Source organism: Achromobacter marplatensis (assembly GCF_002209535.1).
GTDB lineage: Bacteria > Pseudomonadota > Gammaproteobacteria > Burkholderiales > Burkholderiaceae_B > Achromobacter > Achromobacter marplatensis.
The window spans coordinates 151,122-165,686 of the sequence record NZ_NJIG01000003.1 but is presented as its reverse complement, the minus strand read 5'-3'; the positions used below and the strand labels follow the sequence as shown (position 1 = coordinate 165,686).

The 14,565-nt window shown below is 66.3% G+C and carries 15 protein-coding genes; 11 read left to right on the top strand and 4 right to left on the bottom strand.

Features of this window, described 5'->3' with window-relative positions; all coding sequences use genetic code 11:
- Position 1: 1 nt before the first annotated feature.
- Positions 2-820 (top strand): alpha/beta fold hydrolase, encoded by an 819-nt coding sequence (locus CEY09_RS07775; RefSeq protein ID WP_234818250.1) that lies wholly within the window; start codon positions 2-4, stop codon positions 818-820.
- A 25-nt stretch (positions 821-845) separates the two neighbouring features.
- Here the strand turns inward: CEY09_RS07775 and CEY09_RS07770 are convergent, their stop codons facing one another.
- Positions 846-1,775, bottom strand: coding sequence for an AraC family transcriptional regulator (locus CEY09_RS07770; protein WP_088588197.1), 930 nt, complete (start codon positions 1,773-1,775; stop codon positions 846-848).
- Between the two features lie 202 nt (positions 1,776-1,977).
- On the opposite strand from CEY09_RS07770, the gene CEY09_RS07765 reads away from it, so the two are divergent.
- Genes CEY09_RS07765 through CEY09_RS07745 form a run of 5 tightly spaced genes read left to right on the top strand, consistent with a single transcriptional unit; the run spans position 1,978 to position 6,525 of the window.
- Positions 1,978-2,532 carry a carboxymuconolactone decarboxylase family protein gene (locus CEY09_RS07765; protein ID WP_088588196.1) on the top strand — a complete coding sequence of 185 codons (555 nt, stop codon included), beginning with the start codon at positions 1,978-1,980 and terminating at the stop codon, positions 2,530-2,532.
- Positions 2,532-3,662, top strand: coding sequence for an acyl-CoA dehydrogenase family protein (locus CEY09_RS07760; RefSeq protein WP_088588195.1), 1,131 nt, complete (start codon positions 2,532-2,534; stop codon positions 3,660-3,662). Before CEY09_RS07765 ends, CEY09_RS07760 begins: the two co-directional genes overlap by 1 nt.
- Positions 3,659-4,456, top strand: coding sequence for an ABC transporter ATP-binding protein (locus CEY09_RS07755; RefSeq protein ID WP_088588194.1), 798 nt, complete (start codon positions 3,659-3,661; stop codon positions 4,454-4,456). Before CEY09_RS07760 ends, CEY09_RS07755 begins: the two co-directional genes overlap by 4 nt.
- 33 nt (positions 4,457-4,489) lie before the next feature.
- On the top strand, positions 4,490-5,680 hold the full coding sequence (locus tag CEY09_RS07750; protein ID WP_088588193.1) for an ABC transporter substrate-binding protein: 1,191 nt from the start codon (positions 4,490-4,492) through the stop codon (positions 5,678-5,680).
- Entirely contained in the window at positions 5,677-6,525 is an 849-nt protein-coding gene (locus tag CEY09_RS07745) for an ABC transporter permease (RefSeq protein WP_208625055.1), read from the top strand. Before CEY09_RS07750 ends, CEY09_RS07745 begins: the two co-directional genes overlap by 4 nt.
- A gap of 10 nt (positions 6,526-6,535) precedes the next feature.
- Here CEY09_RS07745 and CEY09_RS07740 read toward each other — a convergent pair whose 3' ends face one another.
- Complete coding sequence (locus CEY09_RS07740) at positions 6,536-7,105, bottom strand: surface-adhesin E family protein (protein ID WP_088588192.1); 570 nt, start codon at positions 7,103-7,105, stop codon at positions 6,536-6,538.
- A 146-nt stretch (positions 7,106-7,251) separates the two neighbouring features.
- On the opposite strand from CEY09_RS07740, the gene CEY09_RS07735 reads away from it, so the two are divergent.
- Both CEY09_RS07735 and CEY09_RS07730 read left to right on the top strand, forming a co-directional pair.
- Positions 7,252-8,568: a hypothetical protein gene (locus CEY09_RS07735; protein ID WP_088588191.1), complete on the top strand. Its 1,317-nt coding sequence runs from the start codon at positions 7,252-7,254 to the stop codon at positions 8,566-8,568.
- A gap of 81 nt (positions 8,569-8,649) precedes the next feature.
- Complete coding sequence (locus tag CEY09_RS07730; protein WP_143219545.1) at positions 8,650-9,180, top strand: hypothetical protein; 531 nt, start codon at positions 8,650-8,652, stop codon at positions 9,178-9,180.
- 16 nt (positions 9,181-9,196) lie between these two features.
- Here the strand turns inward: CEY09_RS07730 and CEY09_RS07725 are convergent, their stop codons facing one another.
- Positions 9,197-9,886 carry a GntR family transcriptional regulator gene (locus CEY09_RS07725; protein ID WP_088588189.1) on the bottom strand — a complete coding sequence of 230 codons (690 nt, stop codon included), beginning with the start codon at positions 9,884-9,886 and terminating at the stop codon, positions 9,197-9,199.
- A gap of 124 nt (positions 9,887-10,010) precedes the next feature.
- On the opposite strand from CEY09_RS07725, the gene araD reads away from it, so the two are divergent.
- The 3 genes from araD (at position 10,011) to CEY09_RS07710 (ending at position 13,577) form a co-directional block, all read left to right on the top strand.
- Complete coding sequence (gene araD, locus CEY09_RS07720; RefSeq protein ID WP_088588188.1) at positions 10,011-11,741, top strand: L-arabinonate dehydratase; 1,731 nt, start codon at positions 10,011-10,013, stop codon at positions 11,739-11,741.
- A 75-nt stretch (positions 11,742-11,816) separates the two neighbouring features.
- On the top strand, positions 11,817-12,527 hold the full coding sequence (locus CEY09_RS07715) for a ribonuclease activity regulator RraA (protein WP_006223210.1): 711 nt from the start codon (positions 11,817-11,819) through the stop codon (positions 12,525-12,527).
- A gap of 60 nt (positions 12,528-12,587) precedes the next feature.
- Positions 12,588-13,577, top strand: coding sequence for a Bug family tripartite tricarboxylate transporter substrate binding protein (locus CEY09_RS07710; RefSeq protein ID WP_006223209.1), 990 nt, complete (start codon positions 12,588-12,590; stop codon positions 13,575-13,577).
- Positions 13,578-13,599: 22 nt separating this feature from the next.
- Here CEY09_RS07710 and CEY09_RS07705 read toward each other — a convergent pair whose 3' ends face one another.
- On the bottom strand, positions 13,600-14,556 hold the full coding sequence (locus tag CEY09_RS07705; RefSeq protein ID WP_088588187.1) for a Bug family tripartite tricarboxylate transporter substrate binding protein: 957 nt from the start codon (positions 14,554-14,556) through the stop codon (positions 13,600-13,602).
- Positions 14,557-14,565: the final 9 nt, after the last annotated feature.

Sequence of the window (14,565 nt, the reverse complement as noted above, 5' to 3'; positions counted from 1 at the left end):
AATGACGATGATTCCCCGCAGAACCCTGTTGAAACTGGCCGCCGGGCTGCCCGCCCTGGCGGCGGGGTCGGCGGCGCTTGCCGCCGCGCCGGCCAAGAAGGCCAAGACCTATGTGCTCGCGCATGGTTCCTGGCACGGCGGCTGGTGCTGGCGCCCGGTAGCGGATCGCCTGCAGGCGGCCGGCCACCGCGTCTACGCGCCCAGCTATACCGGCATGGGCGACCGCGCCCACCTGCTGAACAAGGGCATCACCATCGATACCTTCGTCGAAGACCTGGTGCAGGTCATCGAAACGGAAGAGTTGAATGAGGTGATCCTGGTGGGCCACAGCTTCGGCGGCATTCCCATCACCGGCGTGGCCGACCGCATTCCCGAGCGCCTGGCGCACCTGGTGTACTTCGACGCCATCGTGCTGCAAAGCGGCCAGAATGCGTTTTCGGTCTACCCGAAGGCGGATGCCGACGCGCGCATCGCCGCAGCCTCGAAGGCCACGGGCGGCCTGGCCGTGCCGATCCCGGATCCGATTCCCGCGGCCTGGGGCTTCACCCCGGGCAGCGCGGACTACGAATGGGTCAAGCGCCGCCTGACCGCGCATCCGCTGGCCAGCTACACCACGCCGCTGACGTTGAAGAATCCCATCGGCAACGGGCGTCCGCGCACCTATATCCATTGCACGCAGCCTGAACTGGCGGTGCTGGAAGAATCGCGCAAGCTGGTGAAGTCGCAGCAGGGTTGGAAGTGGGTGGACATCGCCGCCCCGCACGAGGCGCACATCACGCATCCCGGCGTGCTGGCGGAACTGCTGCTGGGCTTGGGCTAAAGCTGGGCTAAAACGCCGGCGGGTCCTAGCCCACGACAGGGCCGCGCTTGCGCCACGCCGAAGGCGCTACCCCCTCCGTACGCTGGAACACGCGGCTGAACGCGGCTTGGGATTGATACCCCACGCGTTCGGCCGCGTCCTGGATGCCCATGCCCTGGCTCAGGTGGCGGCGCGCAACGCGCATGCGCAATCGTTGCAGCAGCTGCGCGGGTGTCGTGCCGCTTTGCAGGGTGAAGCGCCGATGGAACGTCGCCTTGGACATATGCAGGCGGTCCGCCATGTCCTGCATGCTCCACGTGGCGGCAGGATCTTCCAGGATGGCCTGAAGCAGGCCCGCCATCGCCGGGTCCCGCGCCAGCACGAACAGGCCATAGGCCTGCCGGTCGTGGATGGCCAGATGGCGCAGCATGAAGAAGATCAGCAGGTCCGTCAGCCGTTCAAGCACTACGGGCGACGCACCCGGTTCGCGCGCCGTTTCCCCCAGGATCAATTCGAAAACACCGCGCGCCGTGCGGAAGCGTTCGTCGTCGGCGCGCAGCACCAGGTAGTCGGGCAGCGTATCGGCCAGCAGGTCGGCCAACCCGGGGCGGAACTGGAAAAACCCGCAGGCCAGTCCCGTGCTGTCGGCCTGGCGCGGCAGCAGCGGCTCCATGGCCGTGCACAAGGCACTGGCGGAGGCGGGCGGATCCAGCGGCGTCAAGGCATGCGGGATGTCGCGCAGGAAGAAGATGCCGTCGCCCGCAGCCAGCGTCAGCGCATCTTGCCCTTCGCCCAAGTCGACTCGGCAGCGGCCGTGCAGGATCAGATGGAAACTGGCGCGCGCCCGCCCGCTGGTGCTGGCGGACCAATTGCCGCAGTATTGCCCCAGGTGATACAAGCTGGATTGGACTTCCAGGCTGGACAGCAACAGGGCGTCGACGGCGGCTTGGTCGGTATGGTCGGGTGTGAAAGGCAAAGTAGAGGGCCGGGTAGGGGCGTCAAACTGATCCGGTCAGAACGCCGTCGCAGTTTGGGAGGATGATGGAAGATCGAATCCGGTTATAAGCGCATAGCTGAAAGTCGATAAGATCTAGCATCAAGTTGCGATCTTCGTGCATTGTCGCTTGCCGCCGGGCACCCGCACAATATGCTTTTCCACGATACTCCAGGAGATCTTCATGGCCCGTCTGCCCGTCCATACCGCGCAAAGCGCCCCCGAACCCACGCGCGCCGCGCTGGCTGCCGCGGAACAGGCTTCGGGATACCTGTCCAATCTGCTGGGGGTGCTGGCCAACGCACCCGTCGCGCTGGAGGCCTACCAGACGCTGTCGCAGATCAATGCGCGCGCCGGCCTCACCTTGCAGGAACGCGAAGTGGTTCAACTGGTGGCGGGCACCCGCCATGGCTGCACGTTCTGCGTGGCCGGCCATACGGCGCTGGCCCGCAACAAGGCGCGGCTGTCGCCCGAAGTCGTGGACGCGCTGCGCGCCCAGGGCGTGGTGCCCGATGAACGCCTGCAGGCGTTGGCGGCCTTCACCGAAGCCGTGATCCAGACGCGCGGCCGTGTCAGCGACGAGGCCCTGCAGGCCCTGCGTGAAGCCGGCTACACGGACGGCAACGCGCTGGAAGTGATTGTGGGCGTCGGGCTGGCCACCATCTGCAACTTCGGCAACAACCTGGCCCAGACGCCGCTGAACGACCAATTGCGTGACTACGCCTGGAGCGGCGCGTGATGGCGGGGCAACCGCTTAGCGCAGTCCCCGCCTCGGGCTGGAGTTTGCCCCCGGACTTGGCGGCATGGCTGGACCAGCATGCCGATGCCCTGGACGACGGCAGCCTGGACGCCGCCACGGTGCTGCCCCGGCTGGCCGACGCGGGCCTCTTCCGAATCGGCGTGCCGGCGGATCAGGGCGGTTTGCCGGGCACCGACATCGGCGACGCAATCGAGGCCGTGTCCCAAGTGGCCGAGCGGTCGGTCGCCAGCGCCTTCGTGGCCTGGAGCCAGCGCGTCTTCATCGAATACTTGCTGCGCAGCCCGAATACGGCTTTGGCCAACGCCTGGATGACGCCGCTGCTGGCTGGCGAACACGCCGGCGCCACCGCGCTGTCCAACGCCATGAAATTCCTGTCGGGCATCGAGTCCCTGCAGATCGGCGCCCGGCAAGCCGATGGCCAATGGGTGCTGGATGGCCGCATGCCTTGGGTGACCAACTTGCGCCTGCAAGGCTTTTTAGTGGCCGCCGCCGTCACCGCGCCGGATGGCACGCCTGCCGTGGTGGCGCTGCCGCACGACATCGCCGGCCTCGCCCGCAGCCCCGACCTGTCCTTGCTGGCCCTGCAATCCAGCAACACGGCGGCGCTGGCAGTGCAGGGCGTGCGTATCGGCCCGGAATGGTTGATCCATCCGGATGCCCGGCAGTATTTGCCGCGCGCCCGGCCGGCGTTCGCCGGGCTGCAATGCGGCCTGTCCATCGGACTGGCGCGCCGCGCCCTGCAGGCCGCCACGCAAACTGGCCAAGGCCAGGCATCGCGCGGCATCCTGGGCGAGCCGCTGCAAGCCCTGCACGCGCAGGTCGAAGCGCTTAGCGCCAGCTTGATCGCCGGCGTGCGTAGCGAACGCTTCGTGGCCGAACCCTGGGCCTTGTTCGAAATCCGCATCGCGCTGGCGGAAGCGGCCCATCAAGCCGTGCAGCTGGAATTGCAGGCCAGCGGCGGCGCGGCGTATCTGAAGCCTGCCGGCGCCGGTTTCGCCCGGCGCTGGCGCGAAGCCGCGTTCCTGCCGATCGTCACGCCGAGTCTGGTCCAGTTGAAGACCGAGCTGGCCAAACGCCAGGCCAAACTCGCTGCCGAGGCCGCCGCATGACGGGCGGCGCGTCGCCGGTATTGCAGGCGCGCGGCTTGGCGTTGCGCTATCCCGGCGCGGCGGGTCCGGTGTTTCATGACGTGGACCTGGATCTGGCACGCGGCGAAGTGGTGGCCGTGCTGGGCGCCAGCGGGGCGGGCAAGTCCAGCCTGCTGCGCGTGCTGGCCGGGTTGCAGGCCGCGACCGCTGGGTCGCTGTTGATGGAAGGCTCGCCCTTGACGGGCGTGCATCCCCGCGTGGCCGTGGCGTTCCAGGATCCCAGCCTGTTGCCTTGGCTGTCTCTGGAACGCAATGTCGCCTTCGGCCTGGATTTCAAGCATCAACCCGCGCTGACGGACAGCCAGCGCCGGACGCGGGTGGACCAAGCCATCGACGAAGTTGGCCTGTCGCATGCCCGGCACCTGCGCCCGGCGCAGTTGTCCGGCGGCATGGCGCAGCGCACCGCGTTGGCGCGATGCCTGGCTCGCCAGCCGTCGGTGCTGCTGCTGGACGAACCCTTCGGCGCGCTGGACGAAGTGACGCGCGGCGAGATGCAGGCGCTGCTGCGCAAGGTGGTGGCCGACTTCCACACCGCCGCCGTCCTGATCACGCACGATATCGACGAAGCGCTGGTGCTTGCCGACCGGATCGTGCTGCTGGGCGGCGCGCCCGGCCGCATCCTGGGCGTATGGCAGGTCGATCTGCCGCACCCGCGCGCCGACCTGTTGCCCGAAATGGGCGCGCTGCGCCTGGAAATCCTGACCCGCTTGCGTGCTGCGCTGCGGGCCGTGCGCGGCGATGCCGTGCAAGTTTGAACTGACGTTTGACCCCTTGCTAGGAGCTCATTGATGTGCCTGGAACACATGTCGCGTCGCGACTGGTTGAAACTCTCGGCCCTGCTGACGGCAGGCGGCGCAACCTCATTGCTGTCGGCGTTCAACGCCCGCGCGCAAAGCGAGCCCGACGCGCCAGTGCGCATCGGCTACTTGCCCATCACCGACGCCGCGCCGCTGCTGGTGGCGCATAACAACGGCCTGTTCGACAAGGCCGGCGTCAAGGCGGAAAAGCCCACGCTGCTGCGCAGCTGGGCGCAGGTGATCGAGGCCTTCATCTCGGGCCAGGTGAACGTGGTGCACCTGCTGTCGCCGATGACGGTCTGGGCGCGCTTCGGCAGCAAGGTCCCGGCCAAGGTCGTGGCCTGGAACCACGTGGGCGGATCGGGCCTGACGGTGGCGCCGGCCATCAACAACGTCAAGGAACTGGGCGGCAAGACGGTCGCCATCCCGTTCTGGTACTCCATCCACAACGTCATGCTGCAGTATCTGCTGCGCGAGAACGGCCTGACGCCCGTGGCGCGGAAAGACGGATCGGTCGGCGCAAACGAAGTCAACCTGATCGTGATGGCGCCGGCCGACATGCCGCCCGCGCTGGCGCAGAACCGCATCGCCGGCTACATCGTGGCCGAACCCTTCAACGCGGTCGCTGAGACCCTGGGCGTGGGCAAGGTGCTGCGCTTTACCGGTGACGTCTGGCGCAACCATGCGTGCTGCGTGGTCTTCATGCACGAGCGCGACCTGGAGCAACGCCCAGAGTGGTCGCAAAAGGTGGTGGACGCCATCGTGCAGGCGCAACTGTGGATACGCGACAACCGCGCCGAAACCGCCCAGCTGCTGTCCAAGGAAGGCATCAACCGCTACACGCCGCACGGCCTGCCGGCGCTGACCAAGGTGCTGGCGCCGCCCGCGTCCGACCGCGAGGGGTACCTGGGCACTGGCGCCATCCGCCACGCCGACTGGGACGAACGGCGCATCGACTTCCAACCCTATCCGTTTCCCAGCTATACCGAGGAACTGGTGCGCCGCCTGCGCGACACGCTGATCGAGGCCGATCGGGGTTTCCTGGCCGACCTGGATCCGGCACGCGCCGCGCGTGAACTGGTCGACGACCGTTACGTCAAACGCGCGATCGAATCCGTGGGCGGGTTGAACCGCTTCGGCTTCCCGGACGCCTATACGCGGACCGAAATGGTGCAGGCGTGACGGCTCGCGAGTCCGTCGCTGCCTCGCAAGGGCACGCCGCCGTTGCTCCAGCCGGATCTTCCGCCAAACCGGCCAGTCGTGCCGGAAACGCCGGCCTGGGCCTGGGCGGGCGGTGCGCGCTGGGGCTGGCCGGCTTGGCAGCCTTGCTGGCGCTGTGGTGGCTAGGCACTGACGTCTTCTCGCCCGCAGGCGGCATGGCGCGGCGCTTTTCGCCCGGTGCCACGTTCGTCAGCCTCGCCGAACTGCTGACCGCATCGGACTTGCCCATGCATATCCTGGTCAGCCTGCGGCGCATCGCCGTGGGACTGGGCTTTGCGCTGTTGATCGGCGTGCCGCTGGGGCTTGCGATCGGCAGTTGGCGGCGGCTGGAGGCCGCGGTGTCGCCCGCCATGCAGTTCCTGCGCATGATCTCGCCGCTGTCCTGGATGCCGATTGCGGTGATGGTGTTCGGCGTGGGCGACGACCCCGTCTATTTCCTGCTGACCTTCGCGGCGGTCTGGCCCATCGTGCTGAACACTGCGGCCGGCGTGCAGCAGCTGGATCCCCGTTGGCTGCAACTGGCCCAAAGCGTGGCCGCCACGCGCTGGGAGACCTTGCGCAGTGTGATCCTGCCCGGCGTGCTGGGCCATATCCTGACCGGCGTGCGCCTGGCCATCGGCATCCTGTGGATCGTGCTGGTGCCTTGCGAAATGCTGGGCGTGTCTGCGGGAATGGGATATTTCATCCTGGACACGCGTGATCGGCTGGCCTATTCCGAGCTGATGGCCATGGTGCTGATGATCGGGGTGCTGGGCTTCCTGTTGGATGCGGCGGCGCGGACGCTGTACCGCTATTGGCGCGGATAGGGCGTCAAGCCTACTTGCGCACGGTCTTGCCCGGGGGCGGGCAGACCATCGCGCGCAGTTTGCGCTGGACGGGGTCGCGCGCCACCGGCGCATTGTGGATCCCCGCCACCGGAATCGATTCCACCAGCGCGCCCGTGGCATTGTTGCCGGCATAATGCCGGGTCTCAGTGACCGTATAGGTGTTGGCGCTGCAGTTCAGCAAAACGGGCTGAGACACCGAACCATACGACTGGCCGGTCGTCTCCGACACGCGCGGCTGCGCATAGAACCACGCGACCGTCACCGCCATCACGACGGGCCGGTCGGTCATCGGCGCAATCGACGCCGTGTCGTAGAAGACGCCGGGCATCGCCTGCGGATCCAGTGGCGTCCATGCCGGGCCGTCGCCGAAGATGATGTTCGACACGTCCAGGTTCCGAGGCACGATATTGACGGCGCAGGCATCGGGCGGAATCGGGTCCCCTTCACGCACGGTCACGGCCTGGCAGACGTCGGGCGGCGCGGCAGTTGCCGTTTGCATCCAACCGGCCGTCCCCAGCATAGCCAGGGCCAGGGCGAAGCGTGCGTGCCTTGCGATCATGTCGGGTTTCCGTGTGCAGCCGGGTGCGGCGTGAGAGTATGTCACGCCAGTATAGAGAACGATGTGCGACACGCTATAGTTTCGTCAATTTCCTAAAAGTCGCCGGCCAGATGGCGGGCGCCCACGCATCAGGATGCTTTGCAGCCATGAACCTTAGACTGCTTGCCAGCGGCGCCGCGATCGCGGTCGCGGGGATCATCGGCTATGGCATCTATCAACTGGTGCCCCTGGGCAAGCCGCTTGCGCGCAGCGAGGTGATCGGCGAACTCAACGGCCCGCCATTTGCTTTGTCTTCCCGGGTGTCCCTGCAACGGTTCGGCGAACGCCAATTGCTGATTGGCCAACGGCTGGTCTCGGGCAAAGAGATGGCCGCACTGGAAAAGGCGCCGCTGCTGGATACGCTGGTGCCTGCCCTGAACACGCGCCCTCAGAATCCGTGGCAGCTGGCCGACACGCGCAATCTGATCTATGGCGGGCAGGGCACGGGCGTGTTTGAACTGCTGGGTTCGATCAGCGGCGACACAGGCGTCAGCCTGATCGGTTCGCCCCAAGGCCGCACGCTGTACCTGATCACCGGCACGCCGCGCAGCGCCGCCGCACCGACCGGGGGTGAGCCCCCAGCCGCCTGGGAAACGCTGCGTTCTGATGACTTGGGCAAGACCTGGACCTACGACCCGGACGTGACGCTGGGGCCACCGCTGCAGTTCACCGTATTCCGGACCCAGGATCGCGTCATCGCCCTGGAGCGGCACGACGCCGGCCAGCGCCTCTTGGTCAGCGAAGACGGCGCCAGGCGCTGGTCGGCCACCTTGCTGGACGAGCAGGTCTGGCCCGACGCGCAAGCCTTCGACCGCGCCTTCCAGGAAAAAGCCGGCAAGGACGGCGGCCAATTGGCCTATGACTGGTCGCTGTACCCCCTGGACGAGAGACGCGCCGTAGGCTGGAGCTGGCGCACGCGAATCAGCCTGAATGCGTCGGAAAAGAATGAAGTGCTGGAAACCCGGCGGTTCGAAGTGGAGTTCCAGGACGGCGCCTCACCCGCGTTCCGCATCACGTCGCACGTGCCACCGGTCCCCGTGCCGGCACCCGATGCGCGCTATACCCGAGGGGAAGCCGTGTTCGAGACCTCGGGCAACGCCATCTACGAACTGGATCAGGCCGAACGCGTCTGGAACGAGCGTTCGGCGTCGCCCACGGTGCAGGGCAAACCTAGCTGGATCGGCGATGCCTGGTTCGGCCACAAGGCCTGGGTGATCAAGACCTACGCGGACCATTTGTTTTCATTCAACGAATACACCAAAACCTATTTCACGACGCGAGACCAGGGCAAGACCTGGCGTCCGTTCCAGGTTCCGCAGGACGTGGAAACGGGCTTGTTGGGCATGGACGCGTCGGGCGAAGCCTTAATGTCGCTGGCGGAGCGGGATGGGAAGACGGTGATCCGGCGGTATCCGCTGGATTGAGCGGGCAGGACGTTTTTTCTCGTTGGAATTCAAGGCAATAGACACTCACTTCACATTACCTCGGGTGATGCCATGGAATGCTTGTTCGCTAAGATTGACGACACGTTTTCTCGCCCGCTTCGCCGGGCAACGGCGGCCGCCTTGTTGACACTCGCGTCCGGCCTGTTTTGGTCAACGCCAGCCTCCGCTGCAGACGAATCAGCCTACGCGGCGGCCCTGAGGTTTGTCGAGGAACAGCAGGTCGGCAGAAACCTGCCGATGATGGCCCGGAAAACCATCTCCAATACCGTCACGTATCGCGGGATGGTATCGAATCTGGGGCAAAGCAAGGCCGACCGTTACGTCGAAACGGAACTGGCGGGGGCGCTGCCCAAATATCAGCCCAGGTGGAACGAGACGCTTGCCGCCTCATATTCAAAATTCTTCAGCGCGGACGAATTGAATTCGTTGCGGCGCGAGGGGAAGTCGTCTTCGGTCGTGCCCAAGCTGACGCGCGTGTGGGATGAACTCGGCAGGGAAATGAAGGAGCAGGGGGCGTCCATCCTGGTGGCGTACACGTCCGAAGCGCTGACCGCGGCATTCAAGAAATCGGCCGACGACGGGACGCGGTAACCCGCGCCGCGAGGCATCACTCCGCCAGCACGTATTCCGGATAGCGCTTGCAGATCTCTGCGACCTGGCTGAGCGTGCCGGACAGGTGTTCCCGCAGCACTTGCTGCGCCCGCCCAGGCTCCTGCGCCACGATGGCGTCCAGAAGGCGCTGGTGGTCGTCCATGATGCGTTCGGCCTTGCCGGCCTCGGGCAGATGCAGTCGGCGCAGGCGGTCCAGGTGGCCGCTGTAGCGTTGCTCCAGTTCCCAAAGGCTGGTCACGCCGGCAGCCGCATGCATGTCGCGATGGAAGGCCTGGTCGGCGTCGATGAACTGCTGGTATTCGCCATTCGCATGGCTGACGCGTTGCAGGTCGATGCTGGCTTGCAGGCGCTTGTGCAGCACCGGGTCGGCCCGTTGCGCCAACAGGTGCACGATCTCCAGTTCCAGCGATTGGCGCAGGAAATGGGCCTGCCGGGCGGCGGGGATATCGATGCGGCTGACGACGGTGGTGTGCTGCGGATAGATCTCTACCAGCGCTTCCTCGGCCAGGCGCATGAGGGCGTCGCGGATGGGCGTCTGGCTCAGGCCGTAGGTTTCGGCCAGTGTGACGCGCGATAACGCGGTGCCCGGGGCGAGTTCCAGCGACACGATTTGTTCGCGTAAGTGTTCAAAGACCTGGGGTGCGGCGTGGCGCGACCGGTCCAGTCTGAGCTTTTGGCTTTGCATCCGAAGGCGTGTCGGGAGTACGGTGGTCGAAGCCCGCAGTGTAGCGGGTTTTTACCTAGCTGACGCACTAATGTATTAGTGTTTAAATGATCCCATGCCCACCACGCCTCACTCTCATTCCCCTATGAAACGTACCTACGAAAGTCTGCGCAGCGCCGCCTGGATGGCCAAGGATGACCTGCGTTCGTTCGGCCACCGTTCCCGCATGATGCAAATGGGCTATGCCCCGGACGACTGGGTCGGCCGGCCCATCATCGCCATCATCAATACGTGGTCGGACCTGAATCCCTGTCACAGCCATTTCAAGCAGCGCGTCGAAGACGTCAAGCGCGGTGTGTTCCAGGCGGGCGGTTTCCCGGTGGAATTGCCGGCGATCTCGGTGTCGGAATCCTTCGTCAAGCCGACGACCATGCTGTACCGCAACTTCCTGGCCATGGAAACCGAAGAGCTGCTGCGCAGCCACCCGGTCGACGGCGCCGTGCTGATGGGCGGGTGCGACAAGACGACGCCGGGGCTCATCATGGGCGCCATCAGCGCCGGGCTGCCTTGCGTGTACGTGCCGGCGGGCCCGATGCTGCGCGGCAACTGGAAGGGCAAGATCCTGGGGTCGGGTTCGGATGCCTGGAAGCTGTGGGACGAGCGCCGCGCGGGCAAGATCACGCAAGAACAATGGACCGAAGTGGAAGGGGGCATAGCCCGCAGTTACGGCACCTGCATGACGATGGGCACGGCCAGCACGATGACGGCCATCGCCGAAGCCATCGGCATGACCCTGCCGGGCGCCTCGTCGATTCCGGCGGCGGACGTCAACCACATGCGCATGTCTGCAGAATGCGGCCGCCGCGTGGTCGACATGGTCTGGGACGACCTGACGCCCAAACGCATCCTGAGCCTGGCATCGTTCAAGAACGCCATCAACGTCGCCATGGCGATGGGCTGTTCCACCAACGCCATCGTGCATCTGGTCGCCATGTCGCGCCGGGCCGGCCATGCGGTCAGCCTGGACGATTTCGACGCCGCCAGCCGCAAGGTCCCGGTCATCGCCAACATCCGGCCCAGCGGCGACACCTACCTGATGGAAGACTTCTATTACGCGGGCGGCTTGCCTGCGCTGATGTCGCGCCTGCACGACCACCTGGACCTGTCGGCCATGACCGTTACGGGTAAATCGCTGGGCGAGAACATCGCCGGCGCCGAGGTCTACAACGACGACGTGATCCGCAAGCTGGACACGGCCATCTACGACGAAGGCGCGCTGGCCGTGCTGCGCGGCAATATCGCGCCCGACGGCTGCGTGATCAAGCCCAGCGCCTGCGCGCCGCAGTTCCTGCAGCACACCGGCCCGGCGCTGGTGTTCGACGACTACCCCAGCATGAAGGCCGCGGTGGATGACGAGAACCTGGACGTCACGCCCGAGCACATCATGATCCTGCGCAACGCCGGCCCGCAAGGCGGCCCCGGCATGCCGGAGTGGGGCATGCTGCCAATTCCGACCAAGCTGGTGAAGCAGGGCGTGCGCGATATGCTGCGCCTGTCCGACGCGCGCATGAGCGGCACGAGCTACGGCGCCTGCATCCTGCATGCGGCGCCTGAAGCCTACATCGGCGGCCCGCTGGCGCTGGTCAAGACGGGCGACACGATCACGGTGGACGTGCCCGCCCGCAGCATTCACCTGAACATCAGCGACGAAGAACTGGCCGCGCGCCGCGCCGCCTGGACGCCGCCGCCCAAGCGCTATGAACGCGGCTACGGCTGGATGTATTCGAAGCACATCCTGCAAGCCAACGACGGTTGCGATTTCGACTTCCTGGAAACCGAATTCGGCGCGCCCGTGCCGGAACCCGAAATCTTCTGAAGACGCCAGGCGGGCTGTGCCCGCCGCGTGCCCCCTTATTCATCGTCTATCGACCCCGGAGTCATCGTGTCCCAAATGAATCCCGAAACCCGCGCCCGCCTGGCCGGCATCAGCACGGCCACGCTGTGCACGGCCCTGTTCAAGCGCGGCCTGCGCAACCAGTTCATCCAGGACGTGCGCCCGCTGAACGCCAATCTGCCCAATATGGTCGGCCCGGCGTTCACCCTGCGCTACATCCCCGCGCGTGAAGACCTGAACACCATCAAGGTGTTCGAAGACCGCTCGCACCCGCAGCGCGTCGCCGTCGAGACCTGCCCGGAAGGCGCTGTGCTGGTCATGGACAGCCGCAAGGACGCGCGTGCCGCGTCCGCGGGTTCCATCCTGGTCACGCGTTTGATGAAGCGCGGCGTGGCGGGAGTGGTCACCGATGGCGGTTTTCGCGATTCGCCCGAAATCGCTGAACTGGGTTTTGCCGCCTATCACCAGCGGCCCTCGGCGCCCACCAACCTGACGCTGCACCAGGCGCTGGACATCAACGCGCCCATCGGCTGCGGCGACGTGGCGGTGTGGCCTGGCGATATCGTGGTGGGCGACCGCGAGGGCGTCGTGGTGATCCCCGCGCACCTGGCCGACGAGATCTCGATCGAGGCCGTGGAGATGACCGCGTTCGAAGACTTCGTGACCAGCCAGGTGCGAGAAGGAGCGTCGATCCTGGGCCTGTATCCGCCCACCGACCCGGGCACCAAAGACAAATTCGCCGCCTGGCGCAAAGAACAGGGCCGCTGAGCCTTGCCGCCGGCCGTCCCGGCCGGCGAACCATACCTATAAATCAAGGCAGGAGACAACATGAAACCTCAACGACGCAGCGCGTTGGGCGCGCTGCTGGCTGGCGCCGTCCTAAGCACGCTTGCCATGTCGGCCAGCGCCGCCGACTGGCCCGCCCAGAAGCCGATTTCCTATGTGGTGCCGTTCACGGTCGGCGGTTCGACCGACGTGGTGGGGCGTGTGCTGGCCCAGAAGCTGGGCGACCGCCTGCACCAGAACGTCATCGTCGAAAACAAGCCTGGCGCGGCCGGCGGCATCGGCGCGACCTATGTGGCCAAGGCGCCGCCCGACGGCTACACGCTGTTCGGCGGCACCATCAGCACGCACGCCATCAATGCCAGCCTGTACAAGAACCTGAAATACGACCCGGTGAAGGACTTTGAGCCGGTGTCGCTGATTGCCTACCTGCCCAACGTGCTGCTGGTCGATCCCAACCTGGGCGTGAACTCGGTCGCCGACCTGATCGCCTTGCTCAAGCGCGACCCGAACAAGCGCACGTTTGCGTCCTCGGGCGCGGGCACCTCGACGCACCTGGCGGGTGAGCTCTTTTCCAGCATGATCGGCGTGCCGCTGACGCACGTGCCGTACAAGGGCACGCCGCCAGCGATGGTGGACGTGTCGTCTGGCGCCGTGACGTTCATGTTCGATCAGATGACGGCCGCCTTGCCGCTGCTGCAGACGGGCAAGCTCAAGCTGTTGGCCGTCACCACCAAGGACCGCATTTCGCTGGCGCCCGAAGTGCCGACCATGCAGGAGGCCGGCGTGCCGGGCTTCCAGATGGCGTCCTGGCAGGCCGTCTACGCACCCAAGGGCACGCCCAAGCCGATCCTGGACAAGCTGGCGCAGGAAATCGCGGTCATCCTGAAGGAGCCCGACGTGCAGGAGAAGCTGGGCAAGACCATGGGCATGGAGCTCGTGGGCAGCACGCCGGACGAGTTGCGCGCCTTGATGGCCACCGAGATACCCCGTTGGGCCGAAGTCGTGAAGACGTCCGGCGCAACGGTGGAGTGACGCGCTTGGGGCCCGGCTGGACTTACGGTTTCAGGTTCAGCTTGGGCACCAGCGTATTGAAGGCCTGCTCCTGGCGCGCCACATCGGCGGCGAACTGCGGCTGGTCGGCATAGGACGGCGTCAGGTTCTGCTTGCGCATGAGCGTCTGGAACTCCTTGGATTGCGCCACCTGGCTGGCGGCGGCGCGCCATTTCGCCACCGCGTCCGCCGGGGCGGACTTGGACAGGCCAATGCCGCGCCATACGCTGAATTGCAGGTCGGCGCCGCGTTCCTTCATAGTGGGCACGGCGGGCAGGTTTTCCAGCCGCTGCGGCGCCATCACGGCAAGCGTGCGCAGCTTGCCGGTGTCGACGTGCTGCTGCAATTCGGCGTAGGCGACCGTGGTGGCCTGCACGTCGCCCGACAGCAGGCCCATGATGGCGGGCGCCGACCCTTGATAGGGCACGTGCACGAACTTCACGCCGGTCTGTTCGCCCAGCGCGGCGGCCGCCATGTGCGGCACGGTGCCGATCCCGGCGTTGGACACCGCCACCCGCTCCGGATTCTTCTTCGCGTATTCCAGGAACTCTTCCACCGTCTTCCACGGTGCATCGGCGCGCACCGTCACCGAAGACGGGTCGTCGGTGAAGCGCGCGATCGGCTGGAAGTCGTTGACCGTCGTTTTGCCGATGCCCATCAGCGGAACCACCAGCATTTCCGGGGTCATCAGGACCAGCTTGTAGCCGTCGGGCTGCGCGTTGGCCACGTACGCCCAGCCGATGGAGCCGCTTGCGCCGGGCTTGTTGATCACCACCGTGGGCTGCGCCAGCAGCGGGGGGCGCACCGCTTCGGCGATGGCGCGGGCGGTGTTGTCGCTACCGCCGCCAGGCTGGTAGGCGACCACCAGTTCCATGGAGCGGGTTGGATAGTCGGCGGCGTGGGCGGCAGACTGGGCAATCAGGGCGCTGATGACCAGCGCGGGCAGGCGGATGAGTCGCATGGTGGCGGT

Coding starts and splice junctions, on each gene's coding strand:
- CEY09_RS07775 (WP_234818250.1), top strand. CDS start 2: ATGACGATGATTCCCCGCAGAACCCTGTTGAAACTGGCCGCCGGGCTG.
- CEY09_RS07765 (WP_088588196.1), top strand. CDS start 1,978: ATGGCCCGTCTGCCCGTCCATACCGCGCAAAGCGCCCCCGAACCCACG.
- CEY09_RS07760 (WP_088588195.1), top strand. CDS start 2,532: ATGGCGGGGCAACCGCTTAGCGCAGTCCCCGCCTCGGGCTGGAGTTTG.
- CEY09_RS07755 (WP_088588194.1), top strand. CDS start 3,659: ATGACGGGCGGCGCGTCGCCGGTATTGCAGGCGCGCGGCTTGGCGTTG.
- CEY09_RS07750 (WP_088588193.1), top strand. CDS start 4,490: ATGTGCCTGGAACACATGTCGCGTCGCGACTGGTTGAAACTCTCGGCC.
- CEY09_RS07740 (WP_088588192.1), bottom strand. CDS start 7,105: ATGATCGCAAGGCACGCACGCTTCGCCCTGGCCCTGGCTATGCTGGGG.
- CEY09_RS07735 (WP_088588191.1), top strand. CDS start 7,252: ATGAACCTTAGACTGCTTGCCAGCGGCGCCGCGATCGCGGTCGCGGGG.
- CEY09_RS07725 (WP_088588189.1), bottom strand. CDS start 9,886: ATGCAAAGCCAAAAGCTCAGACTGGACCGGTCGCGCCACGCCGCACCC.
- araD (WP_088588188.1), top strand. CDS start 10,011: ATGAAACGTACCTACGAAAGTCTGCGCAGCGCCGCCTGGATGGCCAAG.
- CEY09_RS07715 (WP_006223210.1), top strand. CDS start 11,817: ATGAATCCCGAAACCCGCGCCCGCCTGGCCGGCATCAGCACGGCCACG.
- CEY09_RS07710 (WP_006223209.1), top strand. CDS start 12,588: ATGAAACCTCAACGACGCAGCGCGTTGGGCGCGCTGCTGGCTGGCGCC.
- CEY09_RS07705 (WP_088588187.1), bottom strand. CDS start 14,556: ATGCGACTCATCCGCCTGCCCGCGCTGGTCATCAGCGCCCTGATTGCC.